Consider the following 23986-nt stretch of genomic DNA (forward strand, 5'->3'; position numbering starts at 1 on the left):
TAGGTTAAATTTAGCTTTATCTCACGAACTGCTGATTTTACAGCCATGCTTACTGCTGAAATGAATGCAAATGACGTTACATATAATATAATCATATCCCCTTATAACTATGCCTTTTTAATATTCTGTTAGCACTGCGGTATATCACAGTTTTATATCTGCTTTTGTGAATGGCAGTATACTATTAATTTCTGTAAAGGGAATGATCGAGTATGATAAGCTTTCTGGATGAATTTGTTGAAGGTGATTTGGCAACTCTTATGATACGTCTTTTAAGTGCCTTAGTTTTATCCGGTTTAATCGGGTTTGAAAGGGAATTAAAAAATCAGTCAGCCGGTTTCCGGACACATATATTGGTCGGAGTCGGTGCGTGTCTTATGATGCTTTTATCTATATATGGATTTGACAGATTCATTGGTGCTGACGGTAATATACGGTTTGATCCAGCACGTATTCCTTCCTATGTTATTAGCGGTATTGGATTTTTAGGTGCAGGAACCATTATTGTGCATGGCTCGACGATCAGAGGATTAACAACAGCCGCCTCGATTTGGACAGTTGCTGGTCTGGGCTTGGTTGTGGGTGCTGGTATGTACTTCGCTGCCGTGTTCACAACACTGATTATTTTATTGAGTCTGATATTTCTAAATAAATTTGAAAAACGCTTTCAGCGGCACTATTCTTATTTAATTGAAATTGCGGCGCTTCCAGGATTGCAAATTAATCATGTTGTTTCAATTTTTGAATCCTACTCACTTACGATAAAACACGTGGAAATAGAGCGGATTTCTGACGATGTCCGTCATATTGTTGTGAAAATCGAATCGGAGAAACAATATATGGAACAACTTGCTTTGTTTGAAGAAATTTCGAAACTTGCCTATGTTAAAAGTATATCTGAACGACGCTGACCGCTCATATTTGAACGGCAGATTTTAATCTCTGTAAGCCGGTATGATATCATATACGAGATGATTAAAAGAGGCTGGGACATAACGAAAACGACTAACTCAAGCGTCGAACAATGCTCCGATTCAGCCGAGGAAAAAACGGAGACGCCTGCGGGAGCATAGGATAGGTGAGACCCCGGAGCTCGCCAGCTTGATGAGGGTCATGAGCCGCCCGCGGAGAAGATGTCATTTTCCGGAGCGGTTCAGTCACGCAAGCAGTTCGTATTTTTGTCCCAGCCGCTTCTTCAGTTTAATTAATGCCCCGGGAGGATTCTTTATACGTATGAAACCTCTATCTGTGGCTGATGTTTCTTTCTCAATAGACACTTTCGTAACTAGTGTGAGATAGAAAAAGGCCTGTTTGACTTCTTCGTTTATCCAGTGTTTCATTTTAGTTGTCATTGTCTAAAATAAGGGTAGGCTATCTCTTGCATCTCTGTGCACATATCGTATAATGGATGTATAGTCAAAGTTAGTCAAAGTCAAAATCATACCAATTCAAATCTTATCAAACCGGTAAACGATGAGTCATAAGATGAGAGGAGAAGGGTCAATGCGTAACATTTCGGATATCATCGAACAGCATTTGAAACAAATATTGGAGACGGCAGGTAAAGATGTGGTTGATATTAAACGGAGTGAACTTGCTGAAGAATTTCAGTGTGTTCCGTCACAAATTAATTATGTGATTAAAACCCGTTTTACGATGGAAAAAGGGTATAGTGTGGAAAGCAAGCGTGGCGGTGGCGGCTATATTCGGATCAAGCGTGTTAAGCATCAGGACAAAGCGGAATTAATCGATGATATTATTGGAATGATTAACCCGACTGTTTCTCAGCAGGCAGCAGTGGATGTTTTGGAGCGTCTGCTTGAAGAAGAACTGGTAACACAGCGCGAGGCCAACATTATGCTAAGTGCTATAAAGCGGGAGACGATTGCCTTTCAGCTGCCTGTGCGGGATGAGGTGCGTGCACGCCTTTTGAGCTCAATGCTTGCAACGCTTAAGTATCTAAACAAATAAGTGAGGAGGACACCATATGGAGTGCCAGGAATGCCACAATCGTCCGGCGACACTCCGTTTCAGCCAGGTTATTAATGGCGAGAAAACGGATGTCTATGTCTGTGAAATCTGTGCCATTGAAAAGGGCTATATGAGCTATCCTGACGAGGGGTATTCACTGCATCATTTATTATCCGGATTATTCGGCACCACTTATGACAATATCCAAACGGCATCCGATTCACAGACAGAGGAAACGCAGTGCTCACAATGCGGAATGAAGCTTTCACAATTTAAACGAGTTGGGAAGTTTGGCTGTCCAGCATGTTATGAAACTTTTTCGGAGCATCTGGATCCTATTTTCCGCAGGGTTCACGGCGGTAACACGACACATCACGGAAAAATTCCGGCACGTATTGGCGGGACAATCCGTATTAAAAAAGAAGTTGATGCTTACAAAGAAGAGTTGCAGCGCTTAATTCAAAATGAGGCATTTGAGGAAGCGGCTGAAGTCCGGGATAAAATTAAGGAATTAGAGGCACAAACGCGGGGTGATGATGCGTGACACTGCAGCAGTTTATGAATGAGGCAATCAGTCCATGGATGCGTGAGGATGGTCCTGACAGTGATATTATTCTGAGTACACGAATCAGGCTGGCCCGGAACTTTGCTCAGTATACATTTCCGATTATGGCCGATGAAGATGATTTGACGCATATCAGTGATTTTATCCAGCGGGAATATGAGAACCAGTCATTTCAGGATTACCATGACTTTGCTTTTATGCCTATTGAAGACTTGTCATCGACCGAACGACGTGTCCTGGTTGAAAAGCATCTGATCAGTCCGCATTTAGCCAAACAAAATCAGGCATCGGCTGTGCTTATTTCTAAAAATGAGCAGGTATCCATTATGGTGAATGAAGAAGATCATCTGCGCATACAACTTTATTCACCTGGATTTCAGCTGAATCATGTTCTTACAAAAGTGTCTGAACTGGATGATTGGCTTGAGGAAAAGATTGATTATGCTTATGATGAAAAACACGGCTATCTAACAGGCTGTCCGACCAATGTTGGGACCGGGATGCGAGCATCGGTTATGATGCATCTGCCTGCTCTCTCGCTGACGAATCAGCTCAACCGCATGGTGCCGGCTATTAATCAGCTGGGCCTGGTCATTCGCGGAATTTACGGAGAAGGCAGTGAAACGACTGGCAATATTTTTCAAATCTCCAATCAGATAACGCTTGGGAAATCAGAAGAAGATATTGTCGCAGATTTGCAGAGTGTTGTCAGTGAACTGATCGAACATGAGCGAAAGGCGCGGCACTACACCATGAAAGAATCAGGTACACAACTTGAGGACCAGATTTATCGTTCATATGGTATATTAGCCTACAGTCGGATTATTGAGTCGAAGGAGGCTGCTCAATGTTTATCAGACACCCGTCTCGGCATTGATTTGGGGATTATTGAAAATGTTTCCCGTACGATATTAAATGAATTAATGATTCTGACACAGCCCGGATTTCTGCAGCAATACGCCGAAAAAAATCTGACGCCGAGTGAACGGGATGTGTTACGGGCATCGCTCATTCGGGAACGCATACAATTAGAAGTGTAGCGAGGAGGAAAAATGATATGATGTTTGGACGTTTTACTGAGCGTGCACAAAAGGTACTGGCCTTATCTCAGGAAGAGGCCGTCAGACTTGGACATAATAACATCGGCACAGAACATATTTTATTGGGACTCGTCCGCGAAGGCAGTGGCATCGCGGCTAAGGCCCTTGAGTCGCTTGAAGTGGAAGTAACGAAGGTTCAGGAGGAAGTGGAGAAACTCATCGGCACAGGCAGTCAGCCAATGCAGACGATTCATTATACACCGCGTGCTAAAAAGGTTGTGGAATTGTCACAGGATGAAGCACGCAAACTGGGTCACTCTTATGTAGGAACAGAACATATTTTGCTTGGTCTGATTCGTGAAGGTGAAGGTGTGGCTGCACGCGTCCTGAACAATCTGGGCGTAAGTCTTAATAAGTCCCGCCAGCAAGTGCTTCAGCTTCTGGGAAGCAATGAGTCACAGGCAGGACGGCAGGGACGCGGTGCTCAGTCATCGAATGCCAGCACACCAACACTTGACTCATTGGCACGTGATTTAACTGAGAGTGCCAAAAGCGGTGATGTCGATCCAGTAATCGGCCGCAGCACGGAAATTCAGCGGGTTGTTGAGGTCTTAAGCCGTCGGACGAAAAATAATCCCGTCCTGATCGGTGAATCCGGTGTCGGTAAAACGGCGGTAGCAGAAGGACTTGCCCAAGAAATTGTCAATCATGAAGTACCGGAGATATTGCGTGGCAAACGTGTGATGACACTTGACATGGGGACCGTTGTTGCCGGAACGAAATACCGCGGTGAATTTGAAGACCGGCTTAAAAAAGTGATGGAGGAAATAAGACAGGCAGGCAACGTCATATTGTTTATTGATGAACTCCATACACTGATTGGTGCAGGTGGTGCGGAAGGCGCAATTGACGCCTCCAATATTTTGAAACCGGCTCTTTCTCGGGGTGATTTGCAATGCATTGGGGCAACGACACTTGATGAGTACCGGAAATATATTGAAAAAGATGCTGCCCTTGAACGCCGGTTCCAGCCCGTACAAGTTGATGAGCCAACCTTGAATGAAACAACTCAGATCTTAAAAGGACTGCGTGACCGCTATGAAGCCCATCACCGTGTAACGATCACCGATGATGCTATCGAAGCGGCAGCCAATTTATCCGACCGGTATATAACTGACCGCTTCCTTCCTGATAAAGCGATCGATCTGATTGATGAAGCAGGTTCAAAAGTGCGCCTGCGTTCCTATACAGTACCATCCAATTTAAAAGAACTGGAACAAAAGCTTGAGGACGTGCGGACTGAAAAAGAATCTGCTGTGCAGGGTCAGGAATTTGAACGGGCTGCTTCATTGCGTGATTCTGAGCAGCGTCTGCGCGAAGAAGTCGATGAGACCAAAAATGAATGGATGGAGAAACAGGGGCAGGAAGATACAGAAGTCGTGATGGAGGATATTGCAAGAGTTGTTTCCGTTTGGACGGGTGTGCCGGTTGAAACGATGACAAAAGACGAAAGTGAGCGGCTGCTGAACCTGGAGGATACCTTGCATAATCGGGTTATCGGTCAAGAAGAGGCTGTTAATGCGGTTGCTAAAGCGATTCGCCGAGCTCGTGCTGGATTGAAGGATCCGAAGCGTCCAATTGGCTCATTCATATTCCTTGGCCCGACTGGTGTTGGAAAGACAGAGCTTGCCAGAGCGCTGGCTGAAGCCATGTTTGCTGATGAGGAATCGATGATCCGTCTTGATATGTCTGAGTACATGGAAAGACATTCTACATCGCGCTTGGTAGGTTCGCCGCCCGGCTATGTCGGTTATGAGGAAGGCGGCCAATTGACTGAGAAGGTACGGACAAAACCTTATTCGGTCGTCTTGCTGGATGAGGTGGAAAAAGCGCATCCAGAGGTCTTTAATATTTTACTGCAAGTGCTGGAAGACGGCCGCCTGACGGATGCGAAAGGCCGTGTTATTGACTTCCGCAATACAGTTCTTATTATGACGTCGAACGTCGGGGCTGATGAACTAAGACGGAATAAATACGTCGGTTTCACTTTGGATAACGAAGAGCAGGATTATCAGAACATGAAAACGAAAGTGACCGATGCCCTGAAAAAATCCTTCCGGCCTGAATTCCTGAACCGGATTGATGAAACCATTGTGTTCCACTCTCTGGAAAGAAAACATATGAAATATATTGTTAATCTGATGGTGAAACAGCTGCAAGAACGTTTGAAGGAACAGGACATCGAATTTTCCCTGACGGATAAAGCAGTGGAGAAAATCGCCAACGAAGGATTTGATCCGGAATATGGTGCACGGCCTCTGCGCCGGTCTATTCAGAAAAACGTTGAGGATCTGCTTTCTGAAGAGTTATTAAAAGAGAGCTTTAAAAAAGGTGAAAAAGTCAAAGTCGGCCTGAATAATAAAGGCGAATTTACAGTTTTAACTTAAAAAGTAATGCTATGAATCATATGTGTGTCATAAAAAAGCTGAAAGGCCTTTACCTTTCAGCTTTTTGCTTCACGCATCCAGCTTGGGCAAATGGTACAATGGCATGTATGGAATAATTATGGAACAGACTCTATATATTTGATAGACGGGTGTAATTAACATTTGGGCTCATTCGTTTATACTAGAGGATACGAAGGGGAAGGATATTAGTGGCTAAACGCAAAACGACTTACGTTTGTCAGGAATGTGGTTATGAATCTCCCAAATGGATGGGGAAATGCCCCGAATGCGGCAGCTGGAATTCGCTTGTCGAAGAGCTTGAGGCATCTTCTGCGTCGCGCGGACATACGATAGGCAGGGATCATCAAGCCACCCAGCATCCGGAGAGCATTACAGCAGTGGAAATGCAGAAGGAGCCTCGCATGACGATTGCCATGGAGGAGTTTAACCGTGTTCTCGGCGGCGGGATTGTTCCCGGCTCTCTGGCTCTTATTGGAGGGGATCCGGGCATTGGCAAATCGACGCTGCTGCTGCAGATTTCTGCGCAGTTGGCTGATCAGCAGCTGCCTGTTTTATATATTTCCGGTGAAGAGTCTGTCCGGCAGACAAAACTGCGGGCTGATCGTCTCGGCATCAATACGGAATTATTGTATGTGTTAGCTGAAACGAATTTAAGGGACATTGTTTATCACATTGAGCAGACGAATCCTGCGCTTGTTATCATTGATTCGATCCAGACAACTTATCGTGAAGAAGTAACAAGTGCGCCAGGGAGTGTTTCGCAAGTGCGTGACAGCACCAGCGAACTCATGCGTATTGCTAAATCAAAAGGCATTCCGATTTTCATTGTTGGTCATGTTACCAAAGAAGGTGCGATTGCCGGGCCGCGGATGCTGGAACATATGGTGGATGCCGTTCTTTATTTTGAAGGTGAGCAGCACCATACGTATCGCATTTTGCGCAGTGTGAAAAACCGCTTTGGCAGTACGCATGAAATGGGTATATTTGAAATGAAAGAAGAGGGCTTGCGCGAAGTCATGAATCCGTCGGAAATCTTTTTAGAGGAGCGGTCGCAGGGAGCTGCCGGTTCAACCGTTGTTGCATCGATGGAGGGAACGCGTCCTGTACTTGTCGAGATACAGGCATTGATATCAGCGACCAGTTTCGGCAATCCAAGGCGAATGGCTACCGGCATTGACACGAATCGGGTGCCGCTATTGATGGCCGTTTTGGAAAAACGCGTCGGAATGATGCTGCAAAATCAGGATGCTTATATTAAAGTGGCAGGCGGGGTTAAGCTTGATGAACCCGCGATTGATTTGGCTGTAGCTGTCAGTATCGCTTCAAGTTTTAGAAATCAGCCGACAAAACCAGAAGACATCATTATTGGAGAGGTTGGTTTGACTGGGGAGATAAGAAGGGTGTCCCGGGTAGAGCAGCGCGTTCAGGAAGCGGCTAAACTGGGTTTTAAACGTGTTATCTGTCCGCAGAATAATCTGGAGGGCTGGACACCGCCTGATTCGGTTGAAATTGTGGGGGTTAACTCCGTGCAGGAAGCTTTAGAGGCTGGGATAGAACATTAAGTGATAATAGCTCACAATGATTTTTTAGGACTTATACAGTTTTTTCCATTATGTAGTATGAATACATGGTTTGACACCTGATATTAAATATACTATAATATTATGCTATTTAATTGACTGACAAATTTAACTATGATAAACTTTATATGACATTATATATTTTATTCACCATAGGACGATTATTTTAGCGAAAGTAGGCAATAATAAATGACAGGAGGTGAACAGTGGTGCTAAAAAAGGTTGTTCATTTATTTTTTATCATAAGTGGCGGTACCATTGGATTTTTGTATATTCCGGATATAGTTCATTTATTGGATTTCACGGATGAAACATGGGTTGCATCCCCATATATAGGCATGGCTGCAGGTGCAATAATTTTATTTATCCTGTCTTATTTTATAGCAGGTTATATTGTCGGATTTTTACGCTGGGTGGAAGAGGCGCTGATCAAAGTGCCCGTTGGTGATTTGTTATTCGGCGGTTTAGGTTTGATTGGCGGTTTGGTGATCGCTTATTTGGTTACTATTCCACTGGCAAAAATTAATATCTATATCGTGTCACAGGTTTTGCCGCTATTTATCACAATTTTACTGGGTTATTTAGGGTTTCAGGTAGGCTTTCGCCGCCGTGACGAACTTATGAATCTGCTAAACCGTAAAGACCGTGAGAAAAAGCGCGGTTCTGAGTCTGAGAATAACGCAGCTGAAAGTGATGCAGCACCCGCGAAAAACGCGAGAGGGCCTAAAGTCAAAATTCTGGATACCAGCGTTATTATTGATGGGCGGATCGCTGATATTTGCCAGACCAGTTTTCTGGAAGGAACGATTGTTATTCCGCAATTTGTTTTGGGTGAACTGCAGCATATTGCTGACTCATCCGATGTACTGAAACGAAATCGTGGCCGCCGCGGACTGGATATTCTGAACAAAATTCAAAAGGAATTACCGGTACCGGTAGAGATCTATGAAGGTGATTTTGAGGATATTCCTGAAGTGGACAGCAAGCTGATTAAACTGGCTAAAGTCATGGACGGCATTGTTGTTACGAACGATTTCAACTTAAATAAAGTCTGCGATTTGCAGGAAGTGCCTGTCTTAAACATTAATGATTTGGCGAACGCGGTTAAGCCCGTTGTTCTTCCGGGTGAGGAATTAACGGTGCACGTGATTAAGGACGGCAAAGAACATAATCAGGGTGTCGCCTATCTTGATGATGGTACGATGATCGTTGTTGAGGATGGCCATGGTCATATTGGCAAGAAAATTGAGGTGCTGATAACGAGCGTCCTGCAGACATCAGCGGGCAGAATGATCTTTGCCAAGCCTAAATTACTTGAAAAAGCGCAGTAAAAACGGTATAACGTATAGAGAGAATAAAAAGTGATAACTTGGACGTTATCACTTTTTATAGTCCGTGAGGGCAGGACTTCACAATAGTTATCAATCTTAAAGACGAATCATATTAAGATAGCGGAGGAAGTCCTATCCTCAATCTGGAATCATAAATCAAATTATTCACAGAAGGGATGAGCACCAGCATGGCAAATCAGGTCCGTGTACGATATGCACCCAGCCCGACGGGGAATCTGCATATTGGAAACGCGCGCACAGCACTATTCAATTATCTATATGCCCGGCATTTTGACGGGACGTTCATCATTCGGGTAGAAGATACAGATGAAAAACGGAATGTTGCCGATGGTGAAAAAAGTCAGATGACTTATTTGAAATGGCTCGGTATTGATTGGGATGAAGGTCCCGATGCCGGTGGTGATTATGGACCCTACCGGCAGATGGATCGTCTGGATATCTATCAGAAATATGTTGATGAGCTGCTTGAAAGAGGACTGGCTTATAAATGCTATATGACTGAAGAAGAATTGGAGCAGGAACGCGAAGGGCAGCGTGCCAGAGGGGAAGTCCCGAAATACTCTGGAGCCCATCGTGATTTAACAGACGAACAGAAGGCTCAATATGAACAGGAGGGCCGTGAGCCAAGCATCCGGCTGCGGGTTCCTGATCAGCAGACGTATACATTCATGGATATTGTGCGAGGCAATATTTCGTTTGAATCAAGTGATTTTGGCGACTGGGTCATCGTTAAGAAAAATGGAACACCAACTTATAACTTTGCGGTGGCAATTGACGATCATCTCATGGGAATCACTGATGTGCTGCGGGGTGAGGAGCATATTTCCAACACGCCTAAGCAGCTGATGATCTATGAAGCATTTGGCTGGGAACCGCCAAAATTTGGCCATATGACTTTGATCATGAATGAACAGCATAAAAAATTGAGCAAGCGTGATGAGCATATTATGCAGTTTATTGAACAGTATTACAATATGGGTTACTTGCCTGAAGCGCTGTTTAATTTCATTACCTTGCTGGGCTGGTCCCCTGAAGGTGAAGAAGAGATATTCACTAAAGATCAGCTGATTGACATCTTTGATCCAGAACGACTGTCAACTTCTCCAGCCGTTTTTGATCAGGATAAACTGAAATGGATGAATAACCAATACATTAAGAATGCCGATACAGACAGGATCATTGAATTGACGCTGCCGTATCTGATTGAAGCCGGTTGTCTGCCGGAAAGGATGGATGAGGAGACACGGCAATGGGCAGAGAAATTAATTGCTCTGTATCAAAAGCAGCTCCAGTACGGCGCGGAAATTGTTGACTTAACGGATTTATTTTTCAGAGGGTCCGTCAGTTATGATGATACAGCTATGGAGGTGCTGCGGCAGGAACAGGCGCCGGAAGTTCTCCAGGTGTTCACGGATAAGGTGATTAATCTTGATACCTTTGAGAAAGACACGATTCAGCAGCAGATTAAAGCAACCCAAAAAGAGACAGGCCATCGGGGTAAACGGCTGTTCATGCCGATTCGTGTGGCGACAAGCGGACAGACGCACGGACCGGAACTGCCGCTTGCAATTGAGCTTTTAGGCAAGGATACGGTCGTACAACGCCTGGATAACCTGTTAAAACAGCTGGGAGCCTAATCAGTTCACATTTGGTCTGAAATATCATATAGTGAAGACACAACGAAAGTCCGCAACTGCCATTGTTTTGCTAATTTCAAATAAAAAGCGTTGACAGGGAGAAGTAAAAGCGGCCATGCTTATGCAGAGAGAGTCATCACCGGCTGTAAATGATTCTAAGCATCGCTTTGAAATGCACCCTGGAGCCCGTTATGGAACGAGAGTATATAACGGCGGCACTCTGCCGTTAACAGAGCCTAAGCTGGGAGATATGTATCATTTTCCAAGCAGAGTGGAACCGCGTTTTAAGCGTCTCTGTGTAGTCTATACACTAAGACGCTTATTTTTTATGAAACAATCAGGGTGCTCTTTGCAGGCGGCTTGCTTAATCAATTATGAGATAGGGGGGACCCGTAAAATGGGGCTGTTCAAGCGTATGAAGGAAGATATGAATGCTGTCTTTGATCAGGACCCGGCAGCAAAGTCTTATATCGAAGTGTTTCTCACTTACGCCGGGCTGCACGCGATATGGTTCCATCGTCTAGCACATTTTTTCTTTAATCACCGCTTGTTTTTCATCGCACGGGTGATTTCCCAGATCAGTCGTTTTCTGACGGGAATTGAAATTCACCCGGGCGCAAAAATTGGCCGGAAGCTGTTTATTGATCACGGAATGGGCATTGTTATTGGTGAAACGAGTGAAATTGGCGATAATGTCACCTTGTTTCAGGGTGTGACACTGGGCGGCACAGGCAAAGAAAAGGGGAAACGGCATCCAACTATTAAAGATAATGCAATGATCACTACGGGAGCCAGGGTGCTTGGCAATATCACTATCGGCAACAGTGCGAAAGTCGGCGCCGGTTCGATTGTTTTGCAAGATGTTCCTGACCATTCGACTGTCGTCGGTGTCCCTGGCCGTGTTGTCGTCCAAAATGGTGAAAAGGTGAAGAAGAATCTGGACCACCAAAAACTCCCTGATCCTGTATCCGATCGCTGTGATAAACTGCAGCAGGAAATTGATATGCTGAAAGAAGAAATTGAACAATTAAAGGGAAGGAAGTGACGTATAATGGCCATCACCATTTATAATACGCTGACACAGGAAAAAGAGCTTTTTAAGCCAATTGAAACTGACAGCGTACGCATGTATGTTTGTGGCCCGACCGTCTATAATTATATTCACATCGGCAATGCCCGGCCAGCGATTGTATTTGATACGGTCAGACGCTACTTTGAATATAAAGGCTATGATGTAACATACGTGCTGAATTTTACAGATGTTGACGATAAAATCATCAATGCTGCGAACGAGCGGAATGAGCAAGTGCCGGATGTGGCCAATAGGTTCATTGATGCCTACCTGGCGGATATTGAGGCTCTCGGGGTTAAACAGGCAACTTACAATCCGCGTGTGACAGAAACGATGGATGACATTATTCATTTTATCAGCGGTCTTATTGATAAAGGCTACGCTTATGAAGTCGATGGTGATGTTTACTTTAAACCGCGTTCGTTTGCTGATTATGGTAAACTTTCGCATCAGTCGATTGATGAATTGCGATCGGGTGCCCGCATCCAGGTTGGTGAGAAAAAAGAAAACCCGCTGGACTTCGCTCTCTGGAAACAAGCAAAAGACGGTGAAATTGCCTGGGATTCGCCGTGGGGCCAGGGACGTCCCGGGTGGCATATTGAATGCTCAGCTATGGCTGAAAAATACCTCGGTGAAACCATTGATATTCATGCGGGGGGGCAGGATCTGGCATTTCCGCACCATGAAAATGAAATCGCTCAGTCAGAGGCTATGAATGACGAAACGTTTGCTCATTACTGGATGCACAATGGGTATATTAATATTGACAATGAAAAAATGTCCAAATCACTGGGCAACTTTGTGCTGACCAAAGACATGATTGCTCAGCACGATCCGCAGGTTATCCGGTTTTTCATGCTGAGTGTTCATTATCGCAATCCGATTAATTTTAGTGATGAACTGCTTCACAGTGCAAAAAACAGTCTTGACAGGATTAAAAATGCCTATGACAATTTGGAGCACCGGAAACAATCAAGTATGAATCTGGAGCATTCTGCTGAATGGTTCACACTGATAAATGATTTGAACCAGACGTTTGAAAAAGCAATGGATGACGACTTCAATACAGCAAATGCGATTGCAGTCCTATTTGATCTTACGAAAGAGGCTAACCGTTATCTGGAGGAAAAACATACAGCACACGACGTGATTGAAGCGTTCCAGACAGGTATTACAACTATTTTGGATGTTTTGGGCATCCAGCTGGAGGAAGAAAATCAGCTGCTTGATGCGGATATTGAGGCACTGCTGAATGAACGCTCAGAGGCCAGGCGAAACCGTGATTTCACCCGGGCAGATGTCATACGGGATCAGCTGAAAGCGAAGGACATTATACTTGAGGATACGCCTCAGGGAACCCGGTGGAAGCGAGCAGACCATGATGCCTGATGCTAAACAGATGAAAAGCCTGGCGCTTGCCTATATGGGGGATGCGGTTTTCGAAGTCCATATACGAGAGCATTTGTTAGAAGCCGGGCAAGTCAAACCGAATCAGCTTCATAAAGAAGCGGTTACTTTTGTGTCAGCAAAAGCACAGGCAGCTGTCATTCGTCATTGGCTGGAAACAGGTGAATTGAGTCGTGAAGAAGAGGCGGTTACGTCCCGGGGGCGCAATGCCAAATCCGGGACGATTCCTAAACATACAAATGTCCAGACGTATCGTTATAGTACAGCTTTTGAGGCGTTGATTGGCTACCATTATCTGCAGGGGAACCAGGACCGCTTAACTGAACTGCTGGAAAAGGCTGTAGCTTTTATTGAAGGGAGGAAATCTGACAATGGAACAGGAAATCATTATAGGCAAGAATCCGGTTATTGAAGCATTGGAATCCGGTCGGTCCGTCAACAAAGTCCTTGTATCGGAACAGTTGAACCGGTCCTTTATCACAAAACTGCAGCATATGAGCAAAGAGGCAGGAACCGTTCTGCAAAAGACACCTAAAAAGAAATTGGATCAGCTGGCATCCGGCAGCCATCAGGGTGTTATCGCCTATGTGGCGGCTCATGCTTATGCGGAGCTGGACGATTTACTGGACGAAGCTGAGAGAAGACACGAAGATCCCTTTTTAATTGTTTTAGACCAGCTGGAAGACCCGCATAACCTGGGCGCTATTTTGCGGACAGCTGACGCTACTGGTGCGCATGGTGTGATTATTCCGAAGCACCGTTCTGTTGGACTGACTGCAGCAGTCGCTAAAACAGCGGCTGGAGCTGTGGAGCATATCCCGGTTGCCCGTGTAACGAATATTGCCAGCACACTGGACGAATTGAAAAAGCGAAATACCTGGGTTGTTGGCACAGAGGCGAATGGCCATGAAGACTACCGGATGCTGGACGGCTGTTTGCCGATTGCCCTTGTTATCGGTAATGAAGGCAAAGGAATGAGCCGGCTTGTAAAAGATAAGTGTGACTGGACGGTGAGCCTTCCGATGCAGGGTCACGTGTCGTCACTGAATGCTTCGGTAGCGTGCAGTCTTTTATTGTACGAGGTTTATCGCAAAAGGTTTCCAGCGGGTGTTTAGTCATGGATGTTTTAGTAGTGGATGGCTATAATATCATTGGCGCGTGGGAGGAATTAAAGCAGTTAAAGCTGCAGGATATAGGACAAGCACGTGACAGGCTGATTGAACTTCTCGCTGACTATAAAGCATACACTGGTATGCGGGTAATTGTTGTATTTGATGCCTATTATGTGAAAGGGCTCGCGAGCAAACTGAACAGCTATGAGATTGAAATCATTTACACGAAGGAAAATGAAACAGCTGATGAATGCATCGAGCGAATTGTGACAGACCTTAAAAACGTTATTAATCACGTTTATGTTGCTACCTCAGATTATGCCGAACAGCGGACGGTTTTTGGACGTGGAGCTTTGAGAAAATCTGCGAGGGAACTCTATATCGAATTGAGTGATATTGACCAGGAAATAGAGCAGCAGATCGAACACCAGCAAGACAAACGGCCGCAAATTAAAATCCCTCTCAATCAGGATGTTTTGGAAACATTTGAAAAGTGGCGGCGGGGAGATACGTGACGTCCGCAAGCTGTGCTGTGTCTCGCGAAATAGTCGCCGGCCCCAGCTGCAGATTTACATGGGAAAAGCTAAACAGCAGCGATTCTATGGATTCTATGTTGACTATTAGGAAGCGCTTACTGTATAATACGCCTAAATGGTTAAAGGGCAGTCAGGGGGTCTTGCTTGGTGGGTGTCAATCTGATAGAAACAGATGATCGGCCGGAATCGCTGGGTGATGATGACTTAATCTGCTTAATCCACTGGGGTGATGTCGAAGCGCTGGACATCCTCATCAATAAATACATGCCTTATGTGAAAGCAAAGGCACGGACTTATTTTATTATTGGCGCTGACAGAGAAGACATTGTGCAAGAGGGCATGATTGGTCTTTACAAGGCAATTCGTGATTATGATGGGGACAAGCTTTCTTCATTCAAAGGGTTTGCTGAACTCTGTGTCACCCGTCAGATTATTACAGCTATCAAAACTGCCACACGACATAAACATACACCTCTCAATTCATATGTGTCATTGGACAAACCTCTCTATGAAGAAGACTCCGAACGGACCCTGATGGACGTTATAGCAGGATCTGAAGTCTTTGACCCGCAGGAACTGCTTGTGAGTCAGGAACGATTAAGTGACTTGCAGGAGAAATTATCTAAATTATTAAGCGTTTTAGAAAAGAAAGTGCTCAATCTGTATATGGAGGGGAGTTCCTATCAGGAAATCTCAGTTGAATTAAGACGGCATGTCAAATCCATTGATAATGCGCTGCAGCGAATCAAACAAAAATTGGAACAGCTGCTGGAAACGCCGGAAGCGGGAGATAACACAGCTCGTTGACACAGAGTGTGGGACATGCTAAATTAGTATAAGTGAAAAACCCTGTTATGGGGTGATACGATGACTGAACGTATTGCTTTGGCGTGTGCGGTATGCGCCAGCAGAAATTATACGACAAGCTCCAATAGAGCCAGGCAGTCTGAACGTCTGGAAACACGGAAATATTGTAAAACGTGCGGCGTGCACACATGGCATCGTGAAACCAAATAAGTGATCGTTTTCGGCAGAATTTGGGGGGAGACGAGCAGTGAAAATCGTAAGCTTCTTTAAAGACGTTTCCAGAGAAATGAAAAAGGTCACCTGGCCAAAACGCCAGGAATTGACAAGCTATACTATTACGGTTTTGACAACAGTTATTTTTGTGGCTGTATTCTTCGCGATCGTTGATATGGGTATTTCACAAATCGTGAATTTATTTTTCTAACGTTATTTTATTGAATAAACATGTTATGATTATGCTATAATAGTATATGATAGACTTAGATAAAAAACCCGAGGCCTCGGGTTTTTTAATATGCAGCCATGATGCTGACGCTATTTATTACGCAAGGGAGGGAAGGGCAGCTAATTGTCCTATTGACATGGAAAAAAACTGGTATGCCATTCATACGTATTCCGGCTATGAGAATAAAGTTCAGTCAAACTTGGAAAGACGTGCTGAGTCAATGGGCATGGAGGACAAAATCTTTCGTGCAATTGTCCCGGAAGAGGAAGAAATTGAAATTAAAAACGGTAAGAAAAAGACAGTTAAGAAGAAGTTTTTCCCTGGGTATGTTCTGGCAGAAATGGTTATGACTGATGATTCCTGGTATGTTGTAAGGAACACACCAGGTGTGACAGGCTTTGTCGGATCAAGTGGCCAGGGGACGAAACCGACACCTATTCTGTCGGATGAAATTGATTCTATATTAAAACGCATGGGCCTCGCAGAACCAACAACGCAAGTCAATTTTGAAATAAACGAAAATGTGCGCGTAACAGATGGTCCGTTCAGTGACTTTACTGGTGCGATCGAGCATATCGACACAGACAAGCAAAAAGTAAAAGTTCACGTCACGATGTTTGGCCGCGAGACCCCGGTCGAATTGGACTTTTCACAGATCGAAAAACTATAATGGGATATCCGTATCCGGCATGTAAGCAATAACTCATGTTAAGTGTTGAAAAAGAGATGTTCAGCAAATAATCTCGCATGAGGTGCGAAAAAACTTGCATTATTTGCCGATACATGCTAAAATTCCTTTGTTATTTACCGTCGCTGCAGTATGGGGACTGGTAATGCTTGAGTGGGAGGGGAATACCCTATTACCACATCACGGACTTTAAGGAGGTGTGTCTCGTGGCTAAAAAAGTAATCAAAGTTGTTAAATTGCAGATTGAAGCAGGTAAGGCCAACCCAGCGCCGCCAGTAGGACCAGCATTGGGTCAGGCTGGTGTCAACATTATGGGATTCTGTAAGGAATTTAACGCACGCACGCAAGATCAGGCTGGCATGATTATTCCTGTTGAAATCACGGTGTTTGAAGACCGTTCATTTACATTTATCACAAAAACACCGCCTGCTGCAGTGTTATTGAAGAAAGCAGCCGGAATTGAAACCGGATCTGGCGAAGCAGTGCGAAATAATATTGCTTCAGTCAAGCGTGAGCAAGTGCAGGAAATTGCGGAAACGAAAATGCCTGACTTGAATGCGGCTGATTTTAATGCAGCTGTACGTATGGTTGAAGGAACCGCACAGAGCATTGGTCTTGAAATTAAGGACTAAATGCCAGTTCGTGCATGAATGCAGGTTGCGGACAATGGCTTGCCATTACGACGCAACTTTTTTCATGAAAAATGCCAGCCTGTCTATTCTGAACGAGCGGAAGCCGTTCGTTTAGAAGCTGGCTCCAGCATTTTTCGAGTGGGAGGTCTAACCGCTATAAACCACAACCCGAGGAGGAAACAAAATGGTAAAAAGAAGTAAACGTTATCAGGAAACGTCCAAGCTTATTGACCGTTCTAGATCGTATAGCGATGAAGAAGCTGTTGCTTTGCTAAAAGAAACGGCTAAGGCGAATTTTGATGAAACAGTCGAGGCGGCATTCCGTCTGGGTGTTGACCCCAAAAAAGCTGATCAGCAAATTCGCGGTGCTATGGTGCTGCCGCACGGAACCGGAAAAACACAGCGTGTGCTTGTATTTGCAAAAGGCGATAAAGCAACTGAAGCTAAAAATGCCGGTGCCGATTATGTAGGTGACCAGGATCTTATTAACCAGATTAATCAGGGCTGGTTTGAATTTGACGTTGTTGTGGCTACACCGGATATGATGGCTGAAGTTGGTAAACTGGGTCGTGTTCTGGGACCCAGGGGTCTAATGCCAAACCCTAAGACAGGCACTGTTACGTTTGAAGTCGAAAAAGCCGTTAATGAGATTAAGGCTGGTAAAGTGGAATATCGCGTTGATAAAGCGGCGAATATCCATGTCCCTATTGGCAAGATTTCATTTAATAACGATCAATTAGTTGAGAACTTTGAGGCGGTTGCCGAGACGCTTGTGAAAGTAAAACCGCAAGCTTCAAAAGGCGTTTATATGCGTAATGCCGCTATTACGTCCACCATGGGACCCGGCATTCGAATAGATGTCAGCAGCTACCGGAATAAATAAGTGATTGACTTTTAACAACTGATCTTGTAAACTGATTAGCGTTATCAGTAAATACGTTGTACCGTAGACAGCAGGTGCGGACTCTGCCGCTTAATGTCCTGCCGAGGTTTTATGAGCAAATGATTTGCGCCTGTTAATCATTTGACCAGAAGGCCTCCATGTCTGCATGGAGGCTTATTTAATGGGTACGGTATGATGCATTTCATAGGAGGTGGAAGAATGGCTAACAGCAATATTATCGAACAGAAGAGCCAGCTTGTTGACGCGATTGCTGAAAAGTTCCGTAACAGTCAATCAACAATTCTGGTTGACTACCGCGGCCTTGATGTAGCTGAAGCTGATGAGCTGCGCCGCCAGTTGCGTGAAGCAGGTGTTGAGTTTAAAGTTTACAAAAACTCCATGCTTCGCCGTGCAGCTGATGCTGTTGACTTAGGCGCGTTATCGGATACATTGGTTGGACCTACGGCAGTTGCGTTCAGTAACGACGACGTGGTAGCACCGGCCAAAATCTTAAACAACTTCGCTAAAGAACATCCGGCATTAGAACTTAAAGGTGGTGTCATTGAGCACGAGGTTGCAACACTTGAGCAAATCACTGAATTAGCAGATCTGCCGAATTATGAAGGCATGGTTGCAATGCTGCTCAGTGTATTGCAGGCACCAGTGCGCAACCTTGCTTATGGCGTCCAGGCAGTTGCCGATCAAAAAGAAGAAGAAAGCGCATAAAGCAATGCCCGGTTAAACCGGCATAACAAACTATCTTGAAAATGGAGGAATTATCATGGATAATCAACAGATTATTGATGCAGTTAAAGAAATGTCTGTTCTGGAACTAAATGATTTGGTTAAAGCAATTGAAGAAGAATTCGGTGTATCTGCTGCAGCACCAGTTGCTGCTGCAGGCGGCGCAGCTGATGGTGGTCAGGCTGAAGAAGAGCAAACAGAATTCGATGTTGAACTTCAGGATCCTGGCGATTCCAAGATCAAAGTTGTTAAGGCTGTTCGTGAAGTAACTGGACTTGGCCTTAAAGAAGCTAAGGAAGTCGTCGATAACACACCTAAGGCTGTTAAAGAAGGCACTTCCAAAGATGATGCTGAAGACATCAAAAGCCAGCTTGAAGAAGCCGGAGCTACGATAGAAATTAAGTAATTCCCATAACAAGAGCTCGCCGATTTTTCGGCGGGCTCTAGTCTATTTATCTTCACATTACTTTCAAAGCAGGTGCCTGTATGTCTGATCATTACTTTTCACAACATCCTCACTCCAAAAGTTCACCAAAGAAATGGCACTCAAGGCTGCTGGGCAGTTATTTTACCTTTGAAAGTGATTATGGTGTTTTTTCCAAAAATGAAGTCGATTACGGTTCGCGCTTGTTAGTTGAGCAGTTTGCTGAGCCGGCGATTGCGGGAGACTTTCTCGATCTCGGCTGTGGCTATGGTCCGATTGGCATTGCTGTTGCAGCGCATCATCCGAACAGACATATTTCGCTGTCAGATATTAATGAACGGGCAACTGCGCTTGCGAGGAAAAATGCTGATCACAACCACGTGTCAAATACAGACGTTGTTTTGAGTGACGGGTTTCATAACCTTAATGGACGCGCCTTTGCTGCTATACTGACTAATCCGCCCATTAGAGCTGGCAAGCAAACGGTTCATCAAATGTTTGAAGACAGTCACGATGCTTTGTTAAAAGGCGGATGCCTGTGGGTTGTTATACAAAAGAAGCAGGGAGCGCCATCCGCCCAAAAGAAATTGATAAACATATTCGGAAATGTTACGATAACAGACCGCAGTAAAGGCTATTACATTTTACAGGCGATTAAGTAATTGACCTTAACGATATCTTGTGTTAATATGATTTAATGCTAATATGCCAGTTTATTTGTCAATAGACGATCCTGAATTATTGTATGTATAAATTATCGGTAAACGGAAACAATGATACAATCGACAGAATTACAAACAAGATGAAACACACTTTCTTTATTTTCGGTTTTCCGGTGTGCAGGGCTGCAGTTTTCTCAGTCTGCAGGTTTGTCTAAATACATGTCTAGAGCAGTAGTACGCGTGCGTACTATTGTTATTTTGCATCTATTCCAGTAACTGGTTTCAACGTGGCTGATAGGATCAAGGAAGTATCAGTCAGTTTTCCAAATATAGAAGTCATTTTTCACAGTATGCCTATGTGAATAATCTATGAAAAATGCTTGATTTGAGGGGTGAAGCAGTTGACAGGTCAACTAGTTCAGTATGGACGGCACCGCCAGCGCAGAAGCTATGCACGCATTAGTGAGGTATTGGAACTGCCGAATCTAATTGAAATTCAGACCGCTTCCTATCAGTGGTTTTTGGATGAAGGTTTGCGGGAAATGTTCCACGATATATCACCGATTGAGGATTTTGCGGGCAACTTATCACTGGAGTTTATAGATTACAGCCTTGGTGAGCCTAAATACCCCGTAGCTGAGGCCAAAGAGCGGGATGTTACCTATAATGCGCCGCTGCAAGTGAAAGTCCGTCTGATTAATAATGAAACGGGCGAAGTGAAAGAGCAGGAAGTCTTTATGGGAGATTTTCCGCTGATGACCGATACGGGCACATTTATTATTAATGGCGCAGAACGTGTTGTTGTCTCGCAGCTTGTGCGTTCACCAAGTGTCTATTACAGCGAGAAATTTGATAAAAATGGCAAGCGGGGCGTTGCGGCAACCGTTATTCCGAATCGCGGCGCATGGCTGGAATTTGAAACGGATGCTAAAGATGTTGCCTATGTAAGAATCGATCGTACACGGAAATTACCGGTGACTGTACTGCTGCGTGCGCTCGGTTTTGGAACGGATCAGGAAATCATTGATTTGATTGGCGATAATGAGTACCTGAAAAACACTCTGGAAAAAGACAGTACCGAAACAACGGAAAAAGCTCTGCTGGAAATTTATGAACGGCTGCGTCCGGGTGAACCACCGACCGTGGAAAATGCAAGAAGTCTTCTGATTTCCCGCTTTTTTGATCCGAGACGTTATGATTTGGCACGTGTAGGCCGGTATAAAGTGAATAAAAAACTTGATATTTCCAATCGTCTGCTGAATCAGGTATTGGCAGAACCGCTTGTTGATCCAGAAACGGGTGAGGTTCTGGCACAGAGAGGCGATCGCCTGGAGCGTAAATTGCTGGATAAGATTATTCCGTATCTGGAAGATCAGGACAATATGCTGGGCGAATCATTTGTTGATACAAATCAAGAGGTTCTGGAAGAGCCTGTCCGACTGCAGTCGATTAAGATTATGGACCCATCAGACCCTGATGGTGAAAAAGAACTTGATGTCATCGGAAATGCAAATGTTGATAGGGATGTTAAGCATATAACCCCGGCTGATATCCTATCGTCCGTCAGTTACTTTTTCAATTTGCTGCATCATGTTGGCGGAACTGATGACATTGACCATTTGGGCAACCGGCGTCTGCGTTCAGTCGGAGAGCTGATGCAAAATCAATTCCGTATTGGGCTGTCCCGTATGGAGCGTGTTGTGCGCGAACGGATGTCAATTCAGGATACATCGAGCATCACCCCGCAGAAGCTGATCAATATTCGTCCGGTGATCGCTTCAATTAAGGAATTTTTCGGCAGCTCGCAGCTGTCCCAGTTTATGGACCAGACAAATCCGCTGGGAGAATTGACCCATAAACGGCGTCTGTCCGCTCTCGGGCCTGGCGGTTTGACGCGTGAACGCGCCGGATTTGAAGTTCGTGACGTTCACTACTCGCACTATGGCCGCATGTGTCCAATTGAAACGCCGGAAGGTCCAAACATTGGCCTGATTAACTCGTTATCCAGTTATGCAAAGGTTAATGAATTTGGATTTATTGCGACACCGTATCGCCGCGTTGATCCAGAAACCGGTGAAGTAACAACTCAGACCGATTATCTGACGGCTGATGAGGAAGATAATTATATTGTGGCTCAGGCAAACGCCGAATTGAACGAGGACGGCTCATTTGCCTCAGAAGAAGTGGTTGCACGTTTCCGTGGTGATAATACGGTCGTTCCACGTGAGAAGATTGACTATATGGACGTATCACCAAAGCAAGTCGTTTCAGCTGCTACAGCTTGTGTGCCATTTTTGGAGAATGATGACTCCAATCGTGCTTTGATGGGTGCCAACATGCAGCGGCAGGCAGTTCCTTTAATGGAACCAGAAGCGCCTCTCGTTGGAACAGGCATGGAGTATGTGTCTGGTAAAGACTCTGGTGCCGCGATCATTTGCCAGAATGAAGGCATTGTTGAACATGTGGAATCTAAAGAAGTCCGTGTGCGCCGGATTTCGGAAGTGGATGGCAAAGAAGTTCAGGGTGATCTGGACGTTTACCGTATGCAGAAATATATTCGTTCCAACCAGGGCACCTGTTATAATCAGCGCCCGATTGTCAGCAAAGGTGATCATGTAACCAAAGGCGAAATTCTGGCTGACGGCCCGTCCATGGAAAAAGGGGAGCTGGCACTGGGCCGTAACGCAGTCGTTGGCGTCATGACCTGGGAAGGCTACAATTATGAAGACGCCGTTGTTATGAGTGAACGCTTCGTGAAGGATGACGTCTTTACGTCAATCCATATCGAGGAATATGAATCAGAATCCCGCGATACGAAGCTCGGTCCGGAGGAAATCACCAGAGATATTCCAAATGTTGGTGAAGAAGCTCTGAAGAATCTGGACGAAGACGGTATTATTCGTGTCGGTGCCGAAGTTTCTGATGGTGATATTCTGGTAGGCAAGGTAACACCTAAAGGGGTCACGGAATTATCAGCTGAAGAGCGGCTGCTTCATGCCATTTTTGGCGAAAAAGCCCGGGAAGTGCGCGATACATCCCTGAAAGTGCCGCATGGATCAGGCGGTATTGTGCTTGATGTAAAGACATTCAATCGCGAAGATGGCGATGAATTGTCGCCCGGTGTAAACCAGCTGGTGCGTGTTTATGTTGTTCAGAAACGGAAAATCTCAGAAGGGGATAAGATGGCAGGAAGACACGGCAACAAAGGTGTCATTTCCAAAATCTTACCTGAAGAAGATATGCCTTTCCTGCCTGATGGCACACCAATTGATATGATGCTTAATCCAATGGGTGTTCCGTCACGGATGAACATCGGACAGGTGTTCGAATTGCATCTCGGTATGGCAGCAAGGGAACTTGGACTGCATGTGGCGACGCCTGTCTTTGACGGGGCTAATGAAGATGATCTTCTGGCCACTCTGGATGAGGCCGGTATGGCACAGGATGCTAAAACCCTTCTCTATGACGGACGGACTGGTGAGCCATTTGATAATCGTATCTCTGTTGGCGTCATGTACATGATCAAACTGGCACACATGGTGGACGATAAACTGCACGCCCGTTCAACAGGACCATATTCACTCGTAACGCAGCAGCCACTGGGCGGTAAAGCTCAGTTCGGCGGACAGCGCTTTGGTGAAATGGAGGTCTGGGCACTTGAAGCGTATGGTGCAGCTTATACCCTCCAGGAAATTCTCACCGTTAAGTCAGATGATGTGGTAGGACGTGTCAAAGCCTATGAATCAATCGTCAAAGGTGATAATGTTTCAGAACCAGGCGTACCTGAATCGTTCAAGGTGCTGATTAAAGAATTGCAAAGTCTTGGACTGGACGTCAAGATGCTTGCAAGTGATGAATCGGAAATTGAAATGCAGGAGCTTGAAGAAGAAGAGACACAATCAGCAAGCAAGCTGAATCTGGAAGGTGAAGAAACCTAATTAGACGGATGGCTTGTCTACTG

Annotated in this window: 24 protein-coding genes and 2 other annotated features; of the genes, 23 read left to right on the plus strand and 1 reads right to left on the minus strand. The window is 45.0% G+C overall.

The features are described from left to right. The first annotated feature begins 260 nt into the window (after window positions 1–260). Window positions 261–911 carry an MgtC/SapB family protein gene (locus ACZ444_RS01150; RefSeq protein WP_464433518.1) on the plus strand — a complete coding sequence of 217 codons (651 nt, stop codon included), beginning with the start codon at window positions 261–263 and terminating at the stop codon, window positions 909–911. Window positions 912–1157: 246 nt separating this feature from the next. On the opposite strand, the gene ACZ444_RS01155 is transcribed toward ACZ444_RS01150, so the two are convergent. After that, the gene (locus tag ACZ444_RS01155; protein ID WP_464433520.1) at window positions 1158–1352 is read right to left on the minus strand and encodes a hypothetical protein; all 195 of its coding nucleotides are present in this window, start codon (window positions 1350–1352) and stop codon (window positions 1158–1160) included. A 151-nt stretch (window positions 1353–1503) separates the two neighbouring features. Here ACZ444_RS01155 and ACZ444_RS01160 point away from each other — a divergent pair, with 151 nt between their 5' ends. The 22 genes from ACZ444_RS01160 (at window position 1504) to rpoB (ending at window position 23963) form a co-directional block, all read left to right on the plus strand. Beyond that, on the plus strand, window positions 1504–1971 hold the full coding sequence (locus ACZ444_RS01160; RefSeq protein WP_382358133.1) for a CtsR family transcriptional regulator: 468 nt from the start codon (window positions 1504–1506) through the stop codon (window positions 1969–1971). Window positions 1972–1987: 16 nt separating this feature from the next. Next, on the plus strand, window positions 1988–2515 hold the full coding sequence (locus tag ACZ444_RS01165; RefSeq protein WP_382358134.1) for a UvrB/UvrC motif-containing protein: 528 nt from the start codon (window positions 1988–1990) through the stop codon (window positions 2513–2515). Next, window positions 2512–3576 (plus strand): protein arginine kinase, encoded by a 1065-nt coding sequence (locus ACZ444_RS01170; protein WP_382358135.1) that lies wholly within the window; start codon window positions 2512–2514, stop codon window positions 3574–3576. Before ACZ444_RS01165 ends, ACZ444_RS01170 begins: the two co-directional genes overlap by 4 nt. A 17-nt stretch (window positions 3577–3593) precedes the next feature. Next, window positions 3594–6023 (plus strand): ATP-dependent Clp protease ATP-binding subunit, encoded by a 2430-nt coding sequence (locus ACZ444_RS01175; RefSeq protein WP_382358136.1) that lies wholly within the window; start codon window positions 3594–3596, stop codon window positions 6021–6023. Between the two features lie 209 nt (window positions 6024–6232). After that, window positions 6233–7606, plus strand: coding sequence for a DNA repair protein RadA (gene radA / locus ACZ444_RS01180; protein WP_382358137.1), 1374 nt, complete (start codon window positions 6233–6235; stop codon window positions 7604–7606). 227 nt (window positions 7607–7833) lie between these two features. After that, on the plus strand, window positions 7834–8955 hold the full coding sequence (locus ACZ444_RS01185; protein ID WP_382358138.1) for a PIN/TRAM domain-containing protein: 1122 nt from the start codon (window positions 7834–7836) through the stop codon (window positions 8953–8955). A gap of 188 nt (window positions 8956–9143) precedes the next feature. Beyond that, entirely contained in the window at window positions 9144–10613 is a 1470-nt protein-coding gene (gltX, locus tag ACZ444_RS01190; RefSeq protein WP_382358139.1) for a glutamate--tRNA ligase, read from the plus strand. Between the two features lie 81 nt (window positions 10614–10694). Further along, window positions 10695–10912: a binding site (T-box leader), on the plus strand. A 98-nt stretch (window positions 10913–11010) separates the two neighbouring features. Then, window positions 11011–11658, plus strand: coding sequence for a serine O-acetyltransferase (cysE, locus tag ACZ444_RS01195; RefSeq protein ID WP_382358140.1), 648 nt, complete (start codon window positions 11011–11013; stop codon window positions 11656–11658). 6 nt (window positions 11659–11664) lie between these two features. After that, window positions 11665–13074: a cysteine--tRNA ligase gene (gene cysS / locus ACZ444_RS01200; RefSeq protein WP_382358141.1), complete on the plus strand. Its 1410-nt coding sequence runs from the start codon at window positions 11665–11667 to the stop codon at window positions 13072–13074. Then, window positions 13067–13504 (plus strand): Mini-ribonuclease 3, encoded by a 438-nt coding sequence (locus tag ACZ444_RS01205; RefSeq protein WP_382358142.1) that lies wholly within the window; start codon window positions 13067–13069, stop codon window positions 13502–13504. Before cysS ends, ACZ444_RS01205 begins: the two co-directional genes overlap by 8 nt. Beyond that, window positions 13464–14207, plus strand: coding sequence for a 23S rRNA (guanosine(2251)-2'-O)-methyltransferase RlmB (gene rlmB, locus ACZ444_RS01210; protein ID WP_382358143.1), 744 nt, complete (start codon window positions 13464–13466; stop codon window positions 14205–14207). Before ACZ444_RS01205 ends, rlmB begins: the two co-directional genes overlap by 41 nt. A gap of 2 nt (window positions 14208–14209) precedes the next feature. After that, window positions 14210–14719, plus strand: coding sequence for an NYN domain-containing protein (locus ACZ444_RS01215; protein ID WP_382358144.1), 510 nt, complete (start codon window positions 14210–14212; stop codon window positions 14717–14719). Between the two features lie 168 nt (window positions 14720–14887). Continuing rightward, complete coding sequence (sigH, locus tag ACZ444_RS01220) at window positions 14888–15547, plus strand: RNA polymerase sporulation sigma factor SigH (RefSeq protein ID WP_382358145.1); 660 nt, start codon at window positions 14888–14890, stop codon at window positions 15545–15547. A 60-nt stretch (window positions 15548–15607) separates the two neighbouring features. Beyond that, window positions 15608–15757: a 50S ribosomal protein L33 gene (gene rpmG / locus ACZ444_RS01225; protein WP_382358146.1), complete on the plus strand. Its 150-nt coding sequence runs from the start codon at window positions 15608–15610 to the stop codon at window positions 15755–15757. 37 nt (window positions 15758–15794) lie between these two features. Next, window positions 15795–15971 (plus strand): preprotein translocase subunit SecE, encoded by a 177-nt coding sequence (gene secE, locus ACZ444_RS01230; protein ID WP_382358147.1) that lies wholly within the window; start codon window positions 15795–15797, stop codon window positions 15969–15971. A 157-nt stretch (window positions 15972–16128) separates the two neighbouring features. Beyond that, the gene (nusG, locus tag ACZ444_RS01235) at window positions 16129–16662 is read left to right on the plus strand and encodes a transcription termination/antitermination protein NusG (RefSeq protein ID WP_382358148.1); all 534 of its coding nucleotides are present in this window, start codon (window positions 16129–16131) and stop codon (window positions 16660–16662) included. Between the two features lie 224 nt (window positions 16663–16886). Then, window positions 16887–17312, plus strand: coding sequence for a 50S ribosomal protein L11 (gene rplK, locus ACZ444_RS01240; protein ID WP_382358149.1), 426 nt, complete (start codon window positions 16887–16889; stop codon window positions 17310–17312). 184 nt (window positions 17313–17496) lie between these two features. After that, the gene (gene rplA / locus ACZ444_RS01245; RefSeq protein ID WP_382358150.1) at window positions 17497–18195 is read left to right on the plus strand and encodes a 50S ribosomal protein L1; all 699 of its coding nucleotides are present in this window, start codon (window positions 17497–17499) and stop codon (window positions 18193–18195) included. Window positions 18196–18238: 43 nt separating this feature from the next. After that, window positions 18239–18384 (plus strand) — a sequence feature (ribosomal protein L10 leader region). A 30-nt stretch (window positions 18385–18414) separates the two neighbouring features. Continuing rightward, window positions 18415–18921, plus strand: coding sequence for a 50S ribosomal protein L10 (gene rplJ / locus ACZ444_RS01250; protein ID WP_382358151.1), 507 nt, complete (start codon window positions 18415–18417; stop codon window positions 18919–18921). A gap of 55 nt (window positions 18922–18976) precedes the next feature. Further along, window positions 18977–19345 (plus strand): 50S ribosomal protein L7/L12, encoded by a 369-nt coding sequence (rplL, locus tag ACZ444_RS01255; protein WP_382358152.1) that lies wholly within the window; start codon window positions 18977–18979, stop codon window positions 19343–19345. Window positions 19346–19425: 80 nt separating this feature from the next. Continuing rightward, complete coding sequence (locus ACZ444_RS01260; RefSeq protein WP_382358153.1) at window positions 19426–20025, plus strand: class I SAM-dependent methyltransferase; 600 nt, start codon at window positions 19426–19428, stop codon at window positions 20023–20025. A 401-nt stretch (window positions 20026–20426) separates the two neighbouring features. After that, window positions 20427–23963 (plus strand): DNA-directed RNA polymerase subunit beta, encoded by a 3537-nt coding sequence (gene rpoB / locus ACZ444_RS01265; protein WP_382358154.1) that lies wholly within the window; start codon window positions 20427–20429, stop codon window positions 23961–23963. Window positions 23964–23986 lie beyond the last annotated feature (23 nt).

The sequence above is a fragment of the Lentibacillus kimchii genome, from assembly GCF_055381965.1.